At 63.8% G+C, this 14,977-nt stretch carries 21 protein-coding genes; 16 read left to right on the top strand and 5 right to left on the bottom strand.

Features of this window, described 5'->3' with window-relative positions:
- Nucleotides 1-179 precede the first annotated feature (179 nt).
- Entirely contained in the window at nucleotides 180-1,592 is a 1,413-nt protein-coding gene (locus KA217_07525; GenBank protein MBP7712296.1) for a site-specific DNA-methyltransferase, read from the top strand.
- A complete protein-coding gene (locus tag KA217_07520) occupies nucleotides 1,589-2,824 on the top strand; it encodes a site-specific DNA-methyltransferase (protein ID MBP7712295.1) in 1,236 nt (411 codons plus the stop codon). Before KA217_07525 ends, KA217_07520 begins: the two co-directional genes overlap by 4 nt.
- Here the strand turns inward: KA217_07520 and KA217_07515 are convergent.
- From KA217_07515 to KA217_07495, 5 genes are all read right to left on the bottom strand, one after another.
- On the bottom strand, nucleotides 2,784-3,008 hold the full coding sequence (locus tag KA217_07515) for a hypothetical protein (protein ID MBP7712294.1): 225 nt from the start codon (nucleotides 3,006-3,008) through the stop codon (nucleotides 2,784-2,786). The two genes, KA217_07520 and KA217_07515, sit on opposite strands and share 41 nt — an antisense overlap.
- On the bottom strand, nucleotides 3,008-3,370 hold the full coding sequence (locus KA217_07510; protein MBP7712293.1) for a hypothetical protein: 363 nt from the start codon (nucleotides 3,368-3,370) through the stop codon (nucleotides 3,008-3,010). The genes KA217_07515 and KA217_07510 overlap by 1 nt, the downstream gene beginning before the upstream one ends.
- Nucleotides 3,371-3,467: 97 nt before the next feature.
- Nucleotides 3,468-3,827, bottom strand: a complete 360-nt coding sequence (locus KA217_07505; GenBank protein MBP7712292.1) for a hypothetical protein — start codon at nucleotides 3,825-3,827, stop codon at nucleotides 3,468-3,470.
- Between the two features lie 129 nt (nucleotides 3,828-3,956).
- Nucleotides 3,957-4,520 (bottom strand): DUF3489 domain-containing protein, encoded by a 564-nt coding sequence (locus tag KA217_07500; protein MBP7712291.1) that lies wholly within the window; start codon nucleotides 4,518-4,520, stop codon nucleotides 3,957-3,959.
- Nucleotides 4,521-4,614: 94 nt separating this feature from the next.
- On the bottom strand, nucleotides 4,615-4,812 hold the full coding sequence (locus KA217_07495; protein ID MBP7712290.1) for a hypothetical protein: 198 nt from the start codon (nucleotides 4,810-4,812) through the stop codon (nucleotides 4,615-4,617).
- 117 nt (nucleotides 4,813-4,929) lie between these two features.
- On the opposite strand from KA217_07495, the gene KA217_07490 reads away from it, so the two are divergent.
- The 14 genes from KA217_07490 to KA217_07425 all read left to right on the top strand — a co-directional run bounded on the left by KA217_07490 (nucleotide 4,930) and on the right by KA217_07425 (nucleotide 14,961).
- Nucleotides 4,930-5,478, top strand: coding sequence for an elements of external origin (locus KA217_07490; protein ID MBP7712289.1), 549 nt, complete (start codon nucleotides 4,930-4,932; stop codon nucleotides 5,476-5,478).
- Complete coding sequence (locus KA217_07485) at nucleotides 5,478-7,439, top strand: phage terminase large subunit family protein (protein MBP7712288.1); 1,962 nt, start codon at nucleotides 5,478-5,480, stop codon at nucleotides 7,437-7,439. Before KA217_07490 ends, KA217_07485 begins: the two co-directional genes overlap by 1 nt.
- 17 nt (nucleotides 7,440-7,456) lie before the next feature.
- On the top strand, nucleotides 7,457-7,948 hold the full coding sequence (locus KA217_07480; protein MBP7712287.1) for a hypothetical protein: 492 nt from the start codon (nucleotides 7,457-7,459) through the stop codon (nucleotides 7,946-7,948).
- Complete coding sequence (locus tag KA217_07475; protein ID MBP7712286.1) at nucleotides 7,948-8,340, top strand: hypothetical protein; 393 nt, start codon at nucleotides 7,948-7,950, stop codon at nucleotides 8,338-8,340. Before KA217_07480 ends, KA217_07475 begins: the two co-directional genes overlap by 1 nt.
- A complete protein-coding gene (locus KA217_07470) occupies nucleotides 8,340-8,561 on the top strand; it encodes a hypothetical protein (GenBank protein ID MBP7712285.1) in 222 nt (73 codons plus the stop codon). The genes KA217_07475 and KA217_07470 overlap by 1 nt, the downstream gene beginning before the upstream one ends.
- A 2-nt stretch (nucleotides 8,562-8,563) precedes the next feature.
- Nucleotides 8,564-10,096: a phage portal protein gene (locus tag KA217_07465; GenBank protein ID MBP7712284.1), complete on the top strand. Its 1,533-nt coding sequence runs from the start codon at nucleotides 8,564-8,566 to the stop codon at nucleotides 10,094-10,096.
- Nucleotide 10,097: 1 nt separating this feature from the next.
- Nucleotides 10,098-11,405: a S49 family peptidase gene (locus tag KA217_07460; protein MBP7712283.1), complete on the top strand. Its 1,308-nt coding sequence runs from the start codon at nucleotides 10,098-10,100 to the stop codon at nucleotides 11,403-11,405.
- 3 nt (nucleotides 11,406-11,408) lie between these two features.
- Nucleotides 11,409-11,786, top strand: a complete 378-nt coding sequence (locus KA217_07455) for a head decoration protein (GenBank protein ID MBP7712282.1) — start codon at nucleotides 11,409-11,411, stop codon at nucleotides 11,784-11,786.
- 74 nt (nucleotides 11,787-11,860) lie between these two features.
- A complete protein-coding gene (locus tag KA217_07450; GenBank protein ID MBP7712281.1) occupies nucleotides 11,861-12,883 on the top strand; it encodes a major capsid protein in 1,023 nt (340 codons plus the stop codon).
- Nucleotides 12,883-13,161: a hypothetical protein gene (locus tag KA217_07445; protein ID MBP7712280.1), complete on the top strand. Its 279-nt coding sequence runs from the start codon at nucleotides 12,883-12,885 to the stop codon at nucleotides 13,159-13,161. Before KA217_07450 ends, KA217_07445 begins: the two co-directional genes overlap by 1 nt.
- A 10-nt stretch (nucleotides 13,162-13,171) precedes the next feature.
- Nucleotides 13,172-13,597 carry a hypothetical protein gene (locus KA217_07440; protein MBP7712279.1) on the top strand — a complete coding sequence of 142 codons (426 nt, stop codon included), beginning with the start codon at nucleotides 13,172-13,174 and terminating at the stop codon, nucleotides 13,595-13,597.
- A gap of 4 nt (nucleotides 13,598-13,601) precedes the next feature.
- The gene (locus KA217_07435; protein ID MBP7712278.1) at nucleotides 13,602-13,805 is read left to right on the top strand and encodes a hypothetical protein; all 204 of its coding nucleotides are present in this window, start codon (nucleotides 13,602-13,604) and stop codon (nucleotides 13,803-13,805) included.
- Nucleotides 13,806-13,807: 2 nt separating this feature from the next.
- Nucleotides 13,808-14,560, top strand: a complete 753-nt coding sequence (locus KA217_07430) for a hypothetical protein (GenBank protein MBP7712277.1) — start codon at nucleotides 13,808-13,810, stop codon at nucleotides 14,558-14,560.
- A complete protein-coding gene (locus KA217_07425; GenBank protein MBP7712276.1) occupies nucleotides 14,560-14,961 on the top strand; it encodes a hypothetical protein in 402 nt (133 codons plus the stop codon). The genes KA217_07430 and KA217_07425 overlap by 1 nt, the downstream gene beginning before the upstream one ends.
- Nucleotides 14,962-14,977 lie beyond the last annotated feature (16 nt).

Here is a 14,977-nt window from a genome sequence, read left to right as displayed (position 1 = left end):
ATCAACGGGTCCTTCCTGGCCAAAAACCAATGCGGGGGGCGCGAGCGCGGCGCTTTTTTAGCGTCAGGGTGCGAACCAAGGTTCGCACGGTTCGCAGTTCGCACCCCGTCAGTTCGCACCAACCCCAAAACCCGCCCACGGTTGTCGTCGGCGGGTTTTCTATTTTCAGGACACCATCTTTGAATACGCTCAACGTCGAGTACCGCAAGGTCGAGGCGCTGATTCCCTACGCCCGCAACCCGCGCACACATTCCGAGGCGCAAGTCACCAAGATCGCCGCCAGCATCGTCGAATATGGCTGGACGAACCCGGTCCTGGTTGATGGCGACAACGGCATCATCGCGGGCCATGGTCGTTTGGCTGCTGCACGCAAGCTGGGGCTGGATCAGGTGCCGGTGATCGAACTGGCCCATCTCACCACCGCGCAAAAGCGCGCCTTGGTCATCGCCGACAACCGGCTGGCGCTTGACGCTGGCTGGGATGAGGAGATGTTGGCGCTCGAACTGGCGGAGCTTTCCGAAGCGGGTTTCGAACTGGCGCTGACCGGCTTCGAGAACATCGAGATCGATGCGCTGCTGGCAGATGCCACGCCCACCGAAGCAAAACCTGCGGCGCAAGATGATGCAGATGCCGACGAACCCGATACGACTGATGACGTACCTGACAAACCAGTGGTGGCGGTGTCGCGCGAGGGCGATGTCTGGGCCATCGGCTCGCACCGGTTGATCTGTGGCGACGCCACCGACCCAGCCGTGGTCGCCACGCTGATGCAGGGTGACACCGCGCAGCTTTGCTTCACCTCGCCGCCGTATGGCAACCAGCGCGACTACACCTCCGGCGGCATTGCCGATTGGGATGTCCTGATGCGCGGTGTGTTCGCACATCTGCCGATGGCGGGCGACGGACAGGTGCTGGTCAATCTTGGGCTGATCCACCGCGACAACGAAGTTATCCCCTATTGGGACGGCTGGCTGTCCTGGATGCGTCAGCAAGGGTGGCGGCGCTTCGCGTGGTACGTCTGGGATCAGGGGCCAGGCATGCCCGGCGACTGGCAGGGCCGATTGGCTCCCAGCTTCGAGTTTGTTTTCCACTTCAATCGCAGCACCCGCAAACCCAACAAGATCGTGCCTTGCAAGCACGCAGGCCAGGAATCGCACCTGCGCGCTGACGGGTCGTCCACGGCGATGCGCGGTAAGGATGGCGAGGTCGGCGGCTGGACGCACAAGGGTCAACCGACGCAGGACACCCGAATCCCCGACTCAGTGATTCGCGTGATGCGCCACAAGGGCAAGATCGGTCAGGACATTGATCACCCCGCCGTCTTCCCGGTGGCGTTGCCGGAGTTCGCCATCGAGTCCTACACAGACGCCGGAGACATCGTGTTCGAGCCGTTCGGCGGCAGTGGCACGACGATGCTGGCCGCGCAGCGCACTGGCCGCATTTGTCGCAGCGTCGAGATTGCGCCGGAGTACGTGGACGTGGCCATCAAGCGCTTTCAGCAAAACCACCCCGGCGTGCCGGTCACGCTGATCGCCACCGGCCAATCTTTCGACGAGATCGCCACTGAACGCGAAATGGAGGTGGCGGCATGAACTGGCTGGCCGACAAGATCGAGCAGTGGCCGACAGCCAAACTGCTGCCCTATGCCCGCAATGCGCGGACGCACTCGGATGATCAGGTGGCGCAGATCGCCGCATCGATTGCCGAGTTTGGCTTCACCAATCCGATCCTTGCAGGCAGTGACGGCATCATCGTCGCTGGGCATGGCCGCTTGGCCGCTGCGCAGAAACTCGGGCTGGAAATCGTGCCCGTGGTCGTACTGGATCACCTGAGCCCGACCCAGCGCCGCGCCTTGGTCATCGCAGACAACCGCATCGCGGAGAACGCTGGCTGGGATGACGCGATGTTGCGGATCGAACTTGAGGCTTTGCAGCTGGAAGGTTTCGATCTGGACATCACCGGCTTCGACACCGACGCGCTGGCCGAACTTATCGCGGGCGAAGAGCCGGACAACGAGGGTCAGACCGATGAGGACGCGGTACCGGAGGTTGGCGAAATTCCAATATCGCGCCCGGGCGATGTCTGGATCATGGGCCAGCACCGACTGCTGTGCGGTGACTCGACCGTGGCAGAGAGCTATGCCCGGCTGATGCAAGGCGACATGGCAGACATGGTCTTCACCGACCCGCCGTACAACGTGAACTATGCCAACAGCGCCAAGGACAAGATGCGCGGCAAGGACCGCGCGATCCTCAACGACAACCTGGGCGATGGCTTCTACGACTTCCTGTTGGCAGCATTGACGCCCACCGTGGCGAACTGCCGGGGCGGCATCTATGTGGCGATGTCATCCAGCGAGCTGGATGTGCTGCAGGCCGCCTTTCGCGCCGCCGGTGGCAAGTGGTCGACGTTCATCATCTGGGCCAAGAACACCTTCACGCTGGGCCGTGCCGACTACCAGCGCCAGTACGAGCCGATCTTGTACGGATGGCCCGAGGGTGCGCAACGCCACTGGTGTGGTGACCGCGATCAGGGCGATGTGTGGGCGATCAAGAAGCCGCAGAAGAACGATCTGCATCCGACAATGAAGCCGGTGGAGCTGGTCGAGCGGGCGATCCGCAATTCGAGCCGCCCGGGTAACGTGGTGCTTGATCCGTTCGGTGGATCTGGCACAACGTTGATTGCGGCCGAAAAGTCAGGTCGCGTCGCGCGGCTGATCGAACTCGATCCGAAGTACGTGGATGTGATCGTGCGCCGGTGGGAGGACTTCACCGGCCAGACGGCTATCCGCGAGGCAGCAGACCAGGAATTGTGCGCCAGTTGAATGGCTGGCCAGGCTGCTTGGCCTCTTCTTCCTCAGCGACGCGCCGCAGGATTTGCAGGGTGGTGAGATCGCGCGGCAGTGCCATGCACATGACGCGCACAGCCTGCTCGATGGAGACGTCTGGACGCCGGTTGGCAATCAGCCAACGCAGCGCCTGCTCCCGTTCGGTGGCGGGCGTTTTCATCAGGCAGCCATCTCTTCGCAGATTTCGCAGTGGATCACAAAGCCTGTCAGGTAAGGCAGGCCGCGCGGGATGCCGTACTGCTTGCTGGTCTGGCGGCCAATCGTCCAGCCCATCCAACGTTGGGTGGCGGCCTTGATCGCATCCTGCAAGGCTTGGCCTTGGTACAAGCCGTTCTGGACGTCGTCGGCAAAGTGGCGTCCGTGGCGACTGTCGAGGAAGGTCCGCACCGATTCGAGGGGCTGGTGGGTGGCGTCCGAAATGGCGTTCATGGCCAGGGGCCATGCGGCGCTGGCGTGTTCGTTCATCGTGCCCCAAAAACCCCAGGCTTCGTTTTGGGTGGCGGGTATCTGGTTGGTGGTCATGGTGTCTTCTCCGGGTTGATCGTTGCGACACCTGTAGTAACGCGCTGTTCGATTGAGAAGCCAAGCTGTTCCTGGCCTCTTCCTCGATCAATTTCGCTTACCCGAGACGGGCTACGTAGCGGGCGTAATCACCGCCCTCGGGATTGACGTAGAGGTAAGGGCGTCCGGGAGCAGTGACCTCGACGCAGAGGTAGCCGTCGCCAGTGCCGCCACCCTTGCCACGCAGCCAGTCGCGTGACACCAGCAGGCTGCGCCCAAAGGCGTCGAATTCGGCAGGGGTGAGCTCCTTGGTCTCGGTGACGTAGACCTTGTGCTGGTCGCTCCCGCCCAGTTCGCCGAGGTTGGCAGGTTTGCGTGCAAACGGCAGGCGGACACTCAACTCTTCGACCTGGAGGCTTTGGCCTGCGAACTGCAGAGTGCGTGGGGTGCGTTCGATGGTGATGGTCATGGTGCTCATGGCGGTTTTCCTGGTTTGGCGTCGTCAATCACGACATCTGTATGAACGCGCTGGTGGGGAGAGAAGCCAAGCTATTCATGGCTCCTCTCGCCATCTTTTTGGCTTCGCCGAAACTCGCTGTGCTCGTTTTCAGGCGATGCGGTAGATCCGCTCGCCACCCTGCGGCTTGTCCGAGACGATGTTCAGGCCGAGCTTTTTCTTGAAGGCTCCGGCGAAGGTGCCGCGCACCGTGTGCGCCTGCCAACCGGTGGCGGTGCAGATCTGGCCGATGGTTGCGCCCTCGGGGCGTTGCAGCATCCGGATCACTTCGGCCTGCTTGCTGTTCTCGCGGGTGCGCGGCTTGACCCACGTTGCTTCGGCGGCGGTTACGGCGGCTTCCAGTTCGGGATCGCTCGCGGCCGCAGGCGCGCCTTCAGCGTTGGCGATGATCCGGTCGAGATTGGCTTCGAACTGACCGACGCCCTTCCTGTTCACGTCGGGACGCGGAATGCCCAGGGCGTCGTAGCCCTCCGCAGCGACAAACCAGCCGGTGCCGTCGGTTGTGATTAGTGCGCGGTTGAAAAGTCCGTCGAGCACCTTCTTGCGTGCGCCGCCTTTGATGTTGTCGGGGAACCAGTCGATCTTGCCGCTGGTGTGTTCAACCGCGTGGGCCAGGATCGCGTGCTGGGCAGGGGTCAGTTGAGTGGTGGTCATGTTTTGCTCCTTCGATGTGGTGGACGGTGATGTGATGAACGCGCTGTTCTCAAGTGAAGCCAAGCGCTTTTTGCTTGGCGTCTTCGCTTCGCAATCAGGTGTTGGCCTTGTCTGACGGGTTGGCATTGCGCCCCTGCTCGAGACCCGCGTTGAAGGCGGCTTCAAGCGCATCGCGTAGGCACCAGACCGCCACATCGTGGAAATCGAGGCTGTCCGAGCGGCGGGTTTCCAGGGTTTCGATGCCCAGCTTGTTTTGCGCGATCTGGGTCAGGAGTTGTTCGAGCTTGCTCATGTCCGTGTCCTTTCATGGTGTTGATGACGAACGTATGAACGCGCTGTTCCAGATGGAAGCCAAGCTCAATCCGCATGAATGACGAACAAATGATTGAAGGTGCCCCGAAGGGGAAATATGGGTATTTCGATTCGTGCCTACGCACGCCACCGAGGGGTGTCCGATGCAGCGGTGCGCAAGGCCATCGCTGCTGGGCGGATCACGCCGGAGGCAGACGGAACGATTGATGCCGAGCGCGTCGACCGCGAGTGGGCGCGCAATTCCGATGCACCGCGCAGTGGCACGGCCACCCGCGCGGTCAAGGTCGCCGTCCCGGAGTCCAGCGGACCTACAGCAGATGGACAAGCAGCCTCATTGGCAACATCCGCAGCAGGTGGCACGTCCTTGTTGCAAGCGCGGACGGTCAACGAAGTGGTCAAGGCGCAAACCAACAAGGTGCGCCTGGCCCGCCTCAAGGGCGAGCTGGTAGATCGGCCGCAGGCCATCGCCCATGTTTTCAAGCTGGCGCGCTCCGAACGCGATGCCTGGCTCAACTGGCCCGCACGCATCTCGGCACAAATGGCAGCGAAGCTCGGCGTCGATCCCCACACGATGCACATCGCCTTGGAGGCGGCGGTGCGTGAGCACCTGCAGGAACTGGGCGAGATGCGCCCGAGGGTGGATTGATGAACATGGACTACGAAGGCGCTGCCGAGATTGAACGCGCGTGGCGCGAAGGACTGACTCCCGACCCGCTGCTCACCGTGTCCGAATGGTCAGATCGCCACCGGATGCTCTCCAGCAAAGCCTCTGCCGAACCGGGTCGCTGGCGCACCAGCCGCACGCCGTACCTGAAAGCAATCATGGATTGCCTGTCGCCGACCTCGTCGGTCGAGCGTGTGGTGTTCATGAAAGCGGCGCAGCTTGGCGCGACGGAGATGGGATCGAACTGGATCGGCTATGTGATCCATCACGCACCCGGGCCAATGATGGCGGTGTGGCCAACAGTGGAGATGGCCAAGCGCAACTCCAAGCAGCGGATCGATCCGCTGATCGAGGAGTCGTCCGCACTGGCTGAACTGATTGCACCGGCGCGCAGCCGGGATTCCGGCAACACCATCCTGGCCAAGGAGTTCCGGGGTGGCGTGCTGGTGATGACCGGGGCCAACAGCGCGGTCGGGCTGCGCTCGATGCCTGTGCGGTATCTGTTCCTCGACGAGGTCGACGGCTATCCGTTGGACGTCGAGGGTGAAGGGGACGCAATCTCGCTAGCCGAGGCGCGTACACGCACCTTCGCGCGGCGCAAGATCTTCATCGTCTCGACCCCAACGATCTCAGGGGCGTCGGCTATCGAGCGCGAGTACGAGGCCAGTGACCAACGTCGCTACTTTGTGCCGTGTCCGCATTGCTCCCACCGTCAGTGGCTGCGTTTCGAGCAGCTGCGTTGGGATAAAGGGCAACCGGAAACCGCTGCCTACATCTGTGAGTCATGTGATACCGCGATTGCCGAGCATCACAAGACGTGGATGCTGGAGCACGGCGAGTGGCGCGCGATGTTCACCGATGGCCCGGGCAAGTCTGCGGGATTCCACCTGTCGTCACTGTACAGCCCGGTGGGCTGGCGTGCTTGGCGCGAGATTGCCGCTGCGTGGGAGAGCGCAGTGAGCAAAGAATCCGGCTCGGCGGCTGCCATCAAAACTTTCAAGAACACCGAGCTAGGCGAAACCTGGGTCGAGGAAGGCGAAGCGCCAGACTGGCAACGACTGGTCGAACGCCGCGAGGACTACCGCGTCGGCAGCGTGCCACAAGGCGGTCTGCTCTTGGTCGGCGCGGCCGACGTGCAGAAAGATCGCATCGAGGCGTCGGTCTGGGCCTTTGGGCGCGGCAAGGAGTCCTGGCTGGTTGAGCACCGCGTGCTGATGGGTGACACCGCCCGCGATGCGGTATGGAAGCGCCTTGCTGAAATGCTGGCCGAAACCTGGACACACGCCTCCGGCGCGGCGATGCCGCTGGTGCGTTTTGCCTTGGATACCGGCTTTGCGACGCAGGAGGCCTACGCCTTTGTGCGGGCTTGCCGCGATTCGCGTGTGATGGCGGTCAAGGGGGTGCCTCGCGGTGCAGCCTTGATCGGCACGCCGACCGCCATCGATGTCTCGCAGGGTGGCAAGAAGCTGCGCCGGGGCATCAAGGTGTACACGGTGGCGGTCAGCATCGCCAAGCTCGAGTTCTACAACAACCTGCGCAAGAGCGCAGATGTTGGCGAGGACGGATTGACCACGGTGTTCCCGGCCGGGTTCGTCCATCTGCCCAAGATCGACGCTGAGTTCATCCAGCAACTCTGCGCGGAACAACTGATCACCCGCCGCGACCGCAACGGCTTCCCGGTGCGTGAGTGGCAAAAGATGCGTGAGCGCAATGAGGCGCTCGACTGCTACGTCTACGCCCGCGCGGCTGCATCGGCGGCGGGTCTGGATCGCTTCGAGGAACGTCACTGGCGGGAACTGGAGCGACAACTGGGGCTGGCCAGTCCGCCAGCCCTTGAAACACCTACTGAATCGATCAACGAGGCCACCCAACGCGGTGGCCTCGCTGTTTCTGGCAACCGTAACACCGGTCGGCGCGTGATCAAAAGCCGCTGGCTGTCCTGACACCCCAAGGAGAAAACATGAGTCTTGCTACCCGTATCGAAAGCCTGGTCATCCGCGTCGCGCAGGAGTTCAACGACGTCCGCGCCAAGGCAGGCAACCTGGCCAACCTCACCACCACCGACAAGTCGAATCTGGTCGCGGCCATCAACGAACTGAAAGCCGCCGTGGTGTCGTCGGCGGTGATCGACGATGCGCACGTCGCGGCCACGACCACGTACTCGTCCAACAAGATCGTCTCACTGCTCGATGCGCTCAAGACCGAGATCTTGGGCGGTGCCGATGCCGCGTACGACACGCTGGTGGAAATCCAGCAACTGCTGCAGAACGGCACCAGCGGTCTGGATGCGCTGCTCGCCGCCGTGAACAACCGCGTGCGCTTCGATGCGGCGCAGTCGCTGACCGTGGCCGAGCAACTTCAGGCGCGCAGCAACATCGGTGCCGTCGCAGCCACCGATGTCGGCAATACCGACACAGACTTCGTCGCGGTCTTTGTGGGTGCGCTGGTCTGATGAGCCTCGCATCGCGCATCAGTGCGCTGGCCAGTCGTGTCGGACTCGAGGTCAGGACAAAGATCGACGCCACCCACCCCGGCGTGGCCCGGGCATGGGTGTGTTTCGGCTATGTCGGCACGCAGGTCGTCGTGCGTGCATCGCACAACGTGGCCAGCGTGACCCGGACGGCGGCGGGTCGCTACCGCGTGACCTTCGCCGTTGCCATGCCCGACGCCAACTATTGCTGGACCGCGCTTGCCCGCAGCAGCACCAACAGTGGCACGCAGCGCATTGCCATCGTGCGATCCAGCACCGACCAGAAGACCGCTCAGTACGTCGACATCAGTTGCGCCACCACGTCCGCATCCTTCGACGACTCCTCCGAAATCAACCTCACGGTGTACCGCTGATGGCCTACACACAAGCACACCTCGACGCACTGGAAGCGGCGCTGGTCAAGGGCGAAAAGCGCGTGACCTTTGGCGACAAGACCGTCGAGTATCGCAGCGTCGATGAACTCCAGGCCGCCATTGCGGCGGTCAAGCGCGACCTCTTCGAGCAGGCCGTAGACACCGGACTGTGGCCTGGCGCGCCACGCCAGATCCGGGTCACCACCGGCAAAGGGTTCTGAACATGCAATGGTTTGACCGAATGCGTAGACGCGTCGGCATGAGTCTGCTTGGCGGAGCCCCGTTCTATGACGGTATCGGTGGCGGCCGTCGCGCCTTGGCGTGGCAGGTCGGCAATCCAGGCGCAGTCGCAGCACTGGCGTTCACCCAGAACGAATTGCGCGCCAAGAGCCGCGATCTGGTGCGCCGCAATGCCTGGGCAGCGGCAGGCGTTGAAGCCTTTGTCTCGAACGCCATCGGCACCGGCATCAAGCCGCAGAGCATGCTGGCCGATCAGCCCCTGCGCGAAGCGATCCACAGCCTGTGGTGGGACTGGTGCGAGGAAGCCGATGCCGCCGGACTGACTGATTTCTACGGACTGCAGGCCTTGGCCTGTCGCGCCATGCTCGAAGGCGGGGAATGTCTGGTGCGGCTGCGCTATCGCCGCCCGGAGGATGGCCTGCCGGTGGGCCTGCAATTGCAGTTGCTCGAACCCGAACACCTGCCAGCCACTCTGAATCAGGAGTTGGCTTCCGGAAACGTCATCCGTGCGGGTATCGAGTTCGACAAGCTCGGACGGCGGGTGGCTTACCACCTGTATCGCTCGCATCCGGGTGATGGCTCACTGGCCCCGATGTCAAGCACCGGTGGCGTGGTGGGCGGTCTCGACACAGTGCGTGTGCCGGCCAGCGAAATTATCCACCTGTTTCGTCCCTTGCGGCCTGGACAGATCCGGGGCGAACCATGGCTGGCGCGCGCACTGGTCAAGCTTAACGAACTCGACCAGTACGACGACGCCGAGCTCGTGCGCAAGAAAACCGCCGCGATGTTCGCGGGCTTCATCACGCGCCTGTCACCCGAGGACAACCTGATGGGTGAAGGACTGCCGGATGCCAGTGGTGCAGCGTTGGCCGGGCTGGAGCCGGGCACGATGCAGATCCTGGAGCCCGGCGAGGACGTGAAGTTCAGTCAGCCCGCCGACGTTGGCGCGAGCTACGCCGAATTCCTGCGCATGCAGTTCCGGGCGGTGGCAGCGGCGATGGGCATCACCTACGAGATGCTGACCGGCGACCTGACGCAAGTGAACTACTCGTCGATCCGGGCTGGGCTGCTGGAGTTTCGCCGCCGCTGTGAGGCCATCCAGCACGGCGTGATCGTCCACCAGCTGTGCCGCCCGATCTGGCGTGCCTGGATGGAGCAGGCGCTACTTGAAGGCGCGCTGGCGTTGCCGCAGTTCACCGAGAAGAAGCGCGACTATTTCGCGGCCAAATGGATTCCACAGGGTTGGCAGTGGGTCGATCCCAAGAAGGAATTCGACGCGATGCTGACTGCTATTCGCGCCGGGCTGCTGTCTCGATCGGAAGCCATCTCGGCCTTCGGCTACGACGCCGAGGACATCGACCGCGAGATCGCCGCCGACAACCAGCGTGCCGATGCGCTCGGACTGGTCTTCGACTCTGACCCGCGTCACGACAAAGCGCCCCAACCATCGACATCGGGCGCTCCCATAAATGCGGCCGCCACGGTGGCCGTGCCGCAAGACCAACAGGACAACTGACATGCAACTCGTTCATCTGGCGTCCCGCCTCTACGGGACGCCGCTCCTCATTGCGCGTCCCAAACTCGACGTGATCCTCTCCGTGCTGGGTTCCCGCATCGGCTTGCCCGATCTGGACATGGCGATGCCGCTGCCCATGCCGCGCCAGAGCACCACATCGGGGCAGGCGGGCATTGCCGTCATCCCGGTGGTCGGCACGCTGGTCAGACGTTCGATGGGTATCGAAGCCGCCTCTGGCCTGATGTCCTACGGCGAGATCGAAGCCCGACTGGACGCCGCGCTGGCCGACCCACAGGTGGCGGGCATCCTGCTCGATCTGGATTCGCCCGGCGGCGAGGCATCGGGTGTGTTCGAGTTGGCCGAGCGCATCCGCGCAGCCAGCGCCATCAAGCCGATCTGGGCGCACGCCAACGATGCCGCGTACTCGGCAGCTTTTGCCATCGCGGCTGCCTGCCAGCGCCTGACGCTGTCGCAGACCGCTGGCGTCGGCTCGATTGGCGTGATCGCGCTGCACGTCGACCAGTCGGTGAAGGACGCCAAAGACGGCCTGAACTACACCGCTGTCTTCGCGGGCAGCCACAAGAACGATTTCTCCCCGCACGAGCCACTCACTCCCCAGGCCACTACCGCGTTGCAGACCGAGGTGGATCGTCTCTACGACATCTTCGTGAATCAGGTCGGACAGATGCGCGGCCTCGATCCGGATGCCGTGCGCGCCACCGAGGCGGGGCTGTTCTACGGCGAGCAGGCGGTGGCAGCAGGCCTCGCCGACGCAGTGATGCCGTTTGATGCGGTGATGACCGAGTTCACCGACGCGCTGGCGGCCAAGCAGCGGCTGGCGCAGCCCGGCGTGGCCCGCGCCTCGCCGCGAAGCCTGTCCGCGCAAGCCATTTCAAACCCGCCCCGAAGCAAACCTCTCACCCTGGAGAACACCATGACCGACCCCAAAGACGACCACGAAAACCTTAAGCATCCGGCCGACACCGACCCACAGGGCGACCAGCCGCAAACCGACAGCGATCCGCAACCGACGCCTGCCGCCCAAGCCGCACTGTCGCAGTCCTTCGCCAGCGGGCGCGGCCAAGCTCAGGCCATTGCAGAGATGTGCCTGATCGCGGGCCAGTCCCAACGCACGGCGGAATTCCTCGCAGCAGGCTTCTCGGAAGCGCAGGTGCGCCGCGCCTTGCTCGACGCCCGTGCCGACCAACCCGAAATTGCCTCGCGTATCACCGCCGAGGCAGGAACCAGCCAGCACCCGGAAAACAGTCCGGTGGTCGCTGCCGTCAAGAAACTCACCGCCAAGGAGTAAGCCATGCCCACTGTCTCTCAACCCAAGAATCTCGGCGACCTGTTGAAGTACGAAGCGCCGAATCTCTACTCGCGTGACCAGGACACCGTCGCGGCCGCGCAGAACCTGTCGCTGGGTACCGTGGTGGGCCGCGAAACGGCTACCGCCAAGCTCAAGGCCATCGACCCGAGCGCTTCGGACGGCACGGAAACCGCCGTCGGCGTGCTCGGCAATGACGTCGATGCGACGCTGATTGACCGTGAGGACGCGATCCTGATCGCCCGCCACGCCATCGTCGCGCGCGGCGCATTGATCTGGCCGACCGGCATCAGCACTGCGCACAAAGTGGCTGCCATCAAGCAACTCGCAGAACGTGGAGTCCTGGCCCGCGATAGCGCCTGACCCACTTCCAACGCTCCGTTTCACTCCCCCCAAAACCCGCCGCTGGCGGGTTTCGTCATTTCTGGAGATCCCAAATGCAGAACCCTTTTGAAAACCCCGGCTTCTCGATGGCCAGCCTGACGGCCGCCATCAACCTCCTGCCCAACCGCTATGGGCGGCTGGAGCAACTCAACCTGTTCCCGGCCAAGCCGGTGCGCACCCGGCAGATCATCGTCGAGGAGTACGCCGGTCGTCTGAACCTGCTGCCCACCCGGGCGCCCGGTTCGCCCGGCACGGTGGGTGAACGTGGCAAGCGCAACCTGCGCTCCTTCGTGATCCCGCACATCCCCCACGACGACGTGGTGCTGCCCGAGGAAGTGCAAGGACTGCGCGCCTTCGGTTCCGAAACCGAAATGGAAGCCATCGGCGGTGTCATGGCCCGCCATCTGGAGACCATGCGCAACAAGCACGCGATCACCCTGGAGCATCTGCGCATGGGTGCGCTCAAGGGCAAGATCCTCGACGCTGATGGCAGTGAGCTCGTCGATCTGTTCGACGAGTTCGACATCACCGCGCAATCGGTGTCCTTCGAGTTTTCGACGGCGGCCGACAACGGGCAAATCAAGACTGCCTGCCTCGAGTTGCTGGGCCTCATGGAAGATGGGCTCACCGGCGAGTTCTCGACCGGCGTGCATGTGCTGTGCTCGACCGAGTTCTTCCGGGCGCTGACGACCCACAAGGAGGTCAAGACCGCCTACCAGAACTGGCAGCAGGGCGCAGTGCTGATTAACGACATGCGCTCGGGTTTCAGCTACAGCGGCATCACCTTCGAGGAATACCGGGGCCAGGCTTCGTTTGTGCACGCCGACGGTACGCTGGGATCGCGCCGCTTCATCGCCGCAGGGGAAGCCCATGCCTTCCCGGTCGGCACGGTGGATACCTTCGCGACCTACTTCGCGCCAGCGGACTTCAACGAGACCGTGAACACCATCGGCCAGCCGCTGTATGCCAAGCAGGAGCCACGCAAGTTTGATCGGGGCACCGATCTGCACACGCAGTCGAACCCGCTGCCGATGTGCCACCGCCCGGGCGTGCTGATCAAGCTCGTTGCAGCCTGATGGATGTCGCGACGTTGTATGAGGCGGCCCGCAGCGCAGGACTGCTGACCGCCGTCACGGTGGCAGGCAGCACCGTGCACTGCGCCTTCCGTGCCCCGGACGAAACCGTGCTGGATGGTTTTGCGCTATCGCGGGACTACCAGATCGACTACCCGGCGTCCTGGCTGACGCTGGCTGCCGGGGACGCGGTCGAGGTGGCAGGCAACACCTATCAGGTGCGCGACGTGCGCGCCATCGGCGACGGCACCGAGCGTCGCGCCTCGCTCTCCCAACTCTGAGGAACGCCCCATGAACTCCGTCCGCGAGCGCGTCTTGCGGGAGATCGTCACGCGCCTGGCATCTGCGATTGCCCCGATACCGGTGCTGCGCATGCCTGCCGTGCCGGTCACCCGCGAGGCCAGTCCAGCGCTGCTGCTGTTCGTCGATGGCGACAGCATCACCGCCCACGCCAACCACCTGGTCGACCGATTGCTGATCGTCCGGCTTGCCGTGGTGGCACGCGGTGCGGATGCCTTCGACGTCGCCGACCAGGCGCTGGTCGCGGCCCACGCGGCAATGCTCGCCGACCCGAATCTGGGCGGTCTGGCCATCGCCGTGCGCGAGATCGACTGCGAATGGGAGTTCGACGACGCCGACGCCGGGGCCGTCGCGCTCCCCGCCCGCTACGAGATCCGCTACCGCACCCACGCCATCGACCTCACCCAAACAGGATGAACCCATGCACATCGAACTACTGAAACCCCATACCCACGCAGGCAAGCGCCTCGCCGTGGGTGATCGCCTTGATCTGAATGACGCCAGCGCCCGTTGGCTGATCACACAAGGCTCGGCCAAAGCGGCCACCCCAGCCACTGATTCCAAACCCACCCGCCGTGATGCCACGTCCGGTGTTTCCACAACTGCAGCCACCCAAGGAGACTGAACATGGCTTACTTTTCCGGACAAGGTCGCGTCTACATCGGCGCGCGTGATGACAATGGCAACCCGGCCGGAATGACCTTCGTCGGCAACGTGCCCGAGCTGAAGGTGTCGCTGTCGGTGGACACCATCGAGCACCAGGAAGCGCAGTCGGGCCAGCGCCTGACCGACCTGCAACTCATCAAGACCAAGAAAGGCGAATTCGCCTGCACGCTGGAAGAACTGATCGCAACCAACCTGGCGCTCGCGCTCTATGGCACCACGACCACGATCACCCCCGGCACTGTGACCGGCGAGCTGCTGCCCAACCCGGTCACCCCGGGCAGTCTGTACCCGCTGGCCATGCAAAACGTGTCCGCCGTGCAGGTGCAGGACTCCGACGCCACGCCCCAGACGTTGCCCCTCAGCCAGTACAGCGTCAACGCCAAGCACGGCTCGCTCGTGGTGCTGGATGCCACGTCGGGTGGCCCGTACACCGAGCCCTTCACCGTTGATTACGCCTATGGCGCAGCGCAGAGCACGGCGATGTTCACTCAGCCGCTGCCCGAGCGCTGGATTCGCTTCGAGGGACTCAACACCGCCGACGGCAACCGCGAGGTGGTGATCGACCTCTACCGCGTGGCCATCAACCCGGCCAAGGAGCTCTCGATCATCACGGACGAACTGCTGAAGTTCGAGCTGTCGGGCCAAGTGCTGGCGGATCTGACCAAGCCAGTCGGCGGTGATCTCGGTCAGTTCGGACGTCTGGTGCTGCTGTGATGGACGGCTTCAAGACCTTTCCCCCTGAGCCTGTGGTCGTGACGCTGTCCGGCACCGCGCTGGAACTGACGCCGATCCGTCTGGGCGAGTTGCCACGGCTGCTGGCCGTGGTGCGCCCGTTGGCCGAGGAAATCACCAGCGATCCGGACTGGATGGCGCTGCTGGGACGGCACGGCGATGCCGTGCTGGATTTGCTGGCGATCACCACCCGGCGTGAACGCGCGTGGATCAACGACCTTCAGCTTGCGGACGCCGTGCAACTGGCCGCCGCCGTGTTCGAGGTGAACGCAGATTTTTTCGTGGCGCACGTCGTCCCGGCGATTCAGGGCGCGGCCCAGCGACTCGCGCCGACGCTGCGCTCACTGACGACCTCGGCTGGGACAGTGCCATTGCCCGCCTGATCCGCGCTGGGCACCG

The sequence above is a fragment of the Gammaproteobacteria bacterium genome (assembly GCA_017999615.1).
Classification (GTDB): Bacteria; Pseudomonadota; Gammaproteobacteria; order JAABTG01; family JAABTG01; genus JAGNLM01.
Note: the sequence above shows the minus strand (reverse complement) of the source record. Positions and strands in the feature narration are given on the sequence as shown.

What these genes read in the sequence shown, in the direction of transcription:
- KA217_07520 (MBP7712295.1), top strand. Translation starts at nt 1,589, where the DNA reads ATGAACTGGCTGGCCGACAAGATCGAGCAGTGGCCGACAGCCAAACTG.
- KA217_07515 (MBP7712294.1), bottom strand. Translation starts at nt 3,008, where the DNA reads ATGAAAACGCCCGCCACCGAACGGGAGCAGGCGCTGCGTTGGCTGATT.
- KA217_07510 (MBP7712293.1), bottom strand. Translation starts at nt 3,370, where the DNA reads ATGACCACCAACCAGATACCCGCCACCCAAAACGAAGCCTGGGGTTTT.
- KA217_07505 (MBP7712292.1), bottom strand. Translation starts at nt 3,827, where the DNA reads ATGAGCACCATGACCATCACCATCGAACGCACCCCACGCACTCTGCAG.
- KA217_07500 (MBP7712291.1), bottom strand. Translation starts at nt 4,520, where the DNA reads ATGACCACCACTCAACTGACCCCTGCCCAGCACGCGATCCTGGCCCAC.
- KA217_07495 (MBP7712290.1), bottom strand. Translation starts at nt 4,812, where the DNA reads ATGAGCAAGCTCGAACAACTCCTGACCCAGATCGCGCAAAACAAGCTG.
- KA217_07490 (MBP7712289.1), top strand. Translation starts at nt 4,930, where the DNA reads ATGGGTATTTCGATTCGTGCCTACGCACGCCACCGAGGGGTGTCCGAT.
- KA217_07485 (MBP7712288.1), top strand. Translation starts at nt 5,478, where the DNA reads ATGAACATGGACTACGAAGGCGCTGCCGAGATTGAACGCGCGTGGCGC.
- KA217_07480 (MBP7712287.1), top strand. Translation starts at nt 7,457, where the DNA reads ATGAGTCTTGCTACCCGTATCGAAAGCCTGGTCATCCGCGTCGCGCAG.
- KA217_07475 (MBP7712286.1), top strand. Translation starts at nt 7,948, where the DNA reads ATGAGCCTCGCATCGCGCATCAGTGCGCTGGCCAGTCGTGTCGGACTC.
- KA217_07470 (MBP7712285.1), top strand. Translation starts at nt 8,340, where the DNA reads ATGGCCTACACACAAGCACACCTCGACGCACTGGAAGCGGCGCTGGTC.
- KA217_07465 (MBP7712284.1), top strand. Translation starts at nt 8,564, where the DNA reads ATGCAATGGTTTGACCGAATGCGTAGACGCGTCGGCATGAGTCTGCTT.
- KA217_07460 (MBP7712283.1), top strand. Translation starts at nt 10,098, where the DNA reads ATGCAACTCGTTCATCTGGCGTCCCGCCTCTACGGGACGCCGCTCCTC.
- KA217_07455 (MBP7712282.1), top strand. Translation starts at nt 11,409, where the DNA reads ATGCCCACTGTCTCTCAACCCAAGAATCTCGGCGACCTGTTGAAGTAC.
- KA217_07450 (MBP7712281.1), top strand. Translation starts at nt 11,861, where the DNA reads ATGCAGAACCCTTTTGAAAACCCCGGCTTCTCGATGGCCAGCCTGACG.
- KA217_07445 (MBP7712280.1), top strand. Translation starts at nt 12,883, where the DNA reads ATGGATGTCGCGACGTTGTATGAGGCGGCCCGCAGCGCAGGACTGCTG.
- KA217_07440 (MBP7712279.1), top strand. Translation starts at nt 13,172, where the DNA reads ATGAACTCCGTCCGCGAGCGCGTCTTGCGGGAGATCGTCACGCGCCTG.
- KA217_07435 (MBP7712278.1), top strand. Translation starts at nt 13,602, where the DNA reads ATGCACATCGAACTACTGAAACCCCATACCCACGCAGGCAAGCGCCTC.
- KA217_07430 (MBP7712277.1), top strand. Translation starts at nt 13,808, where the DNA reads ATGGCTTACTTTTCCGGACAAGGTCGCGTCTACATCGGCGCGCGTGAT.
- KA217_07425 (MBP7712276.1), top strand. Translation starts at nt 14,560, where the DNA reads ATGGACGGCTTCAAGACCTTTCCCCCTGAGCCTGTGGTCGTGACGCTG.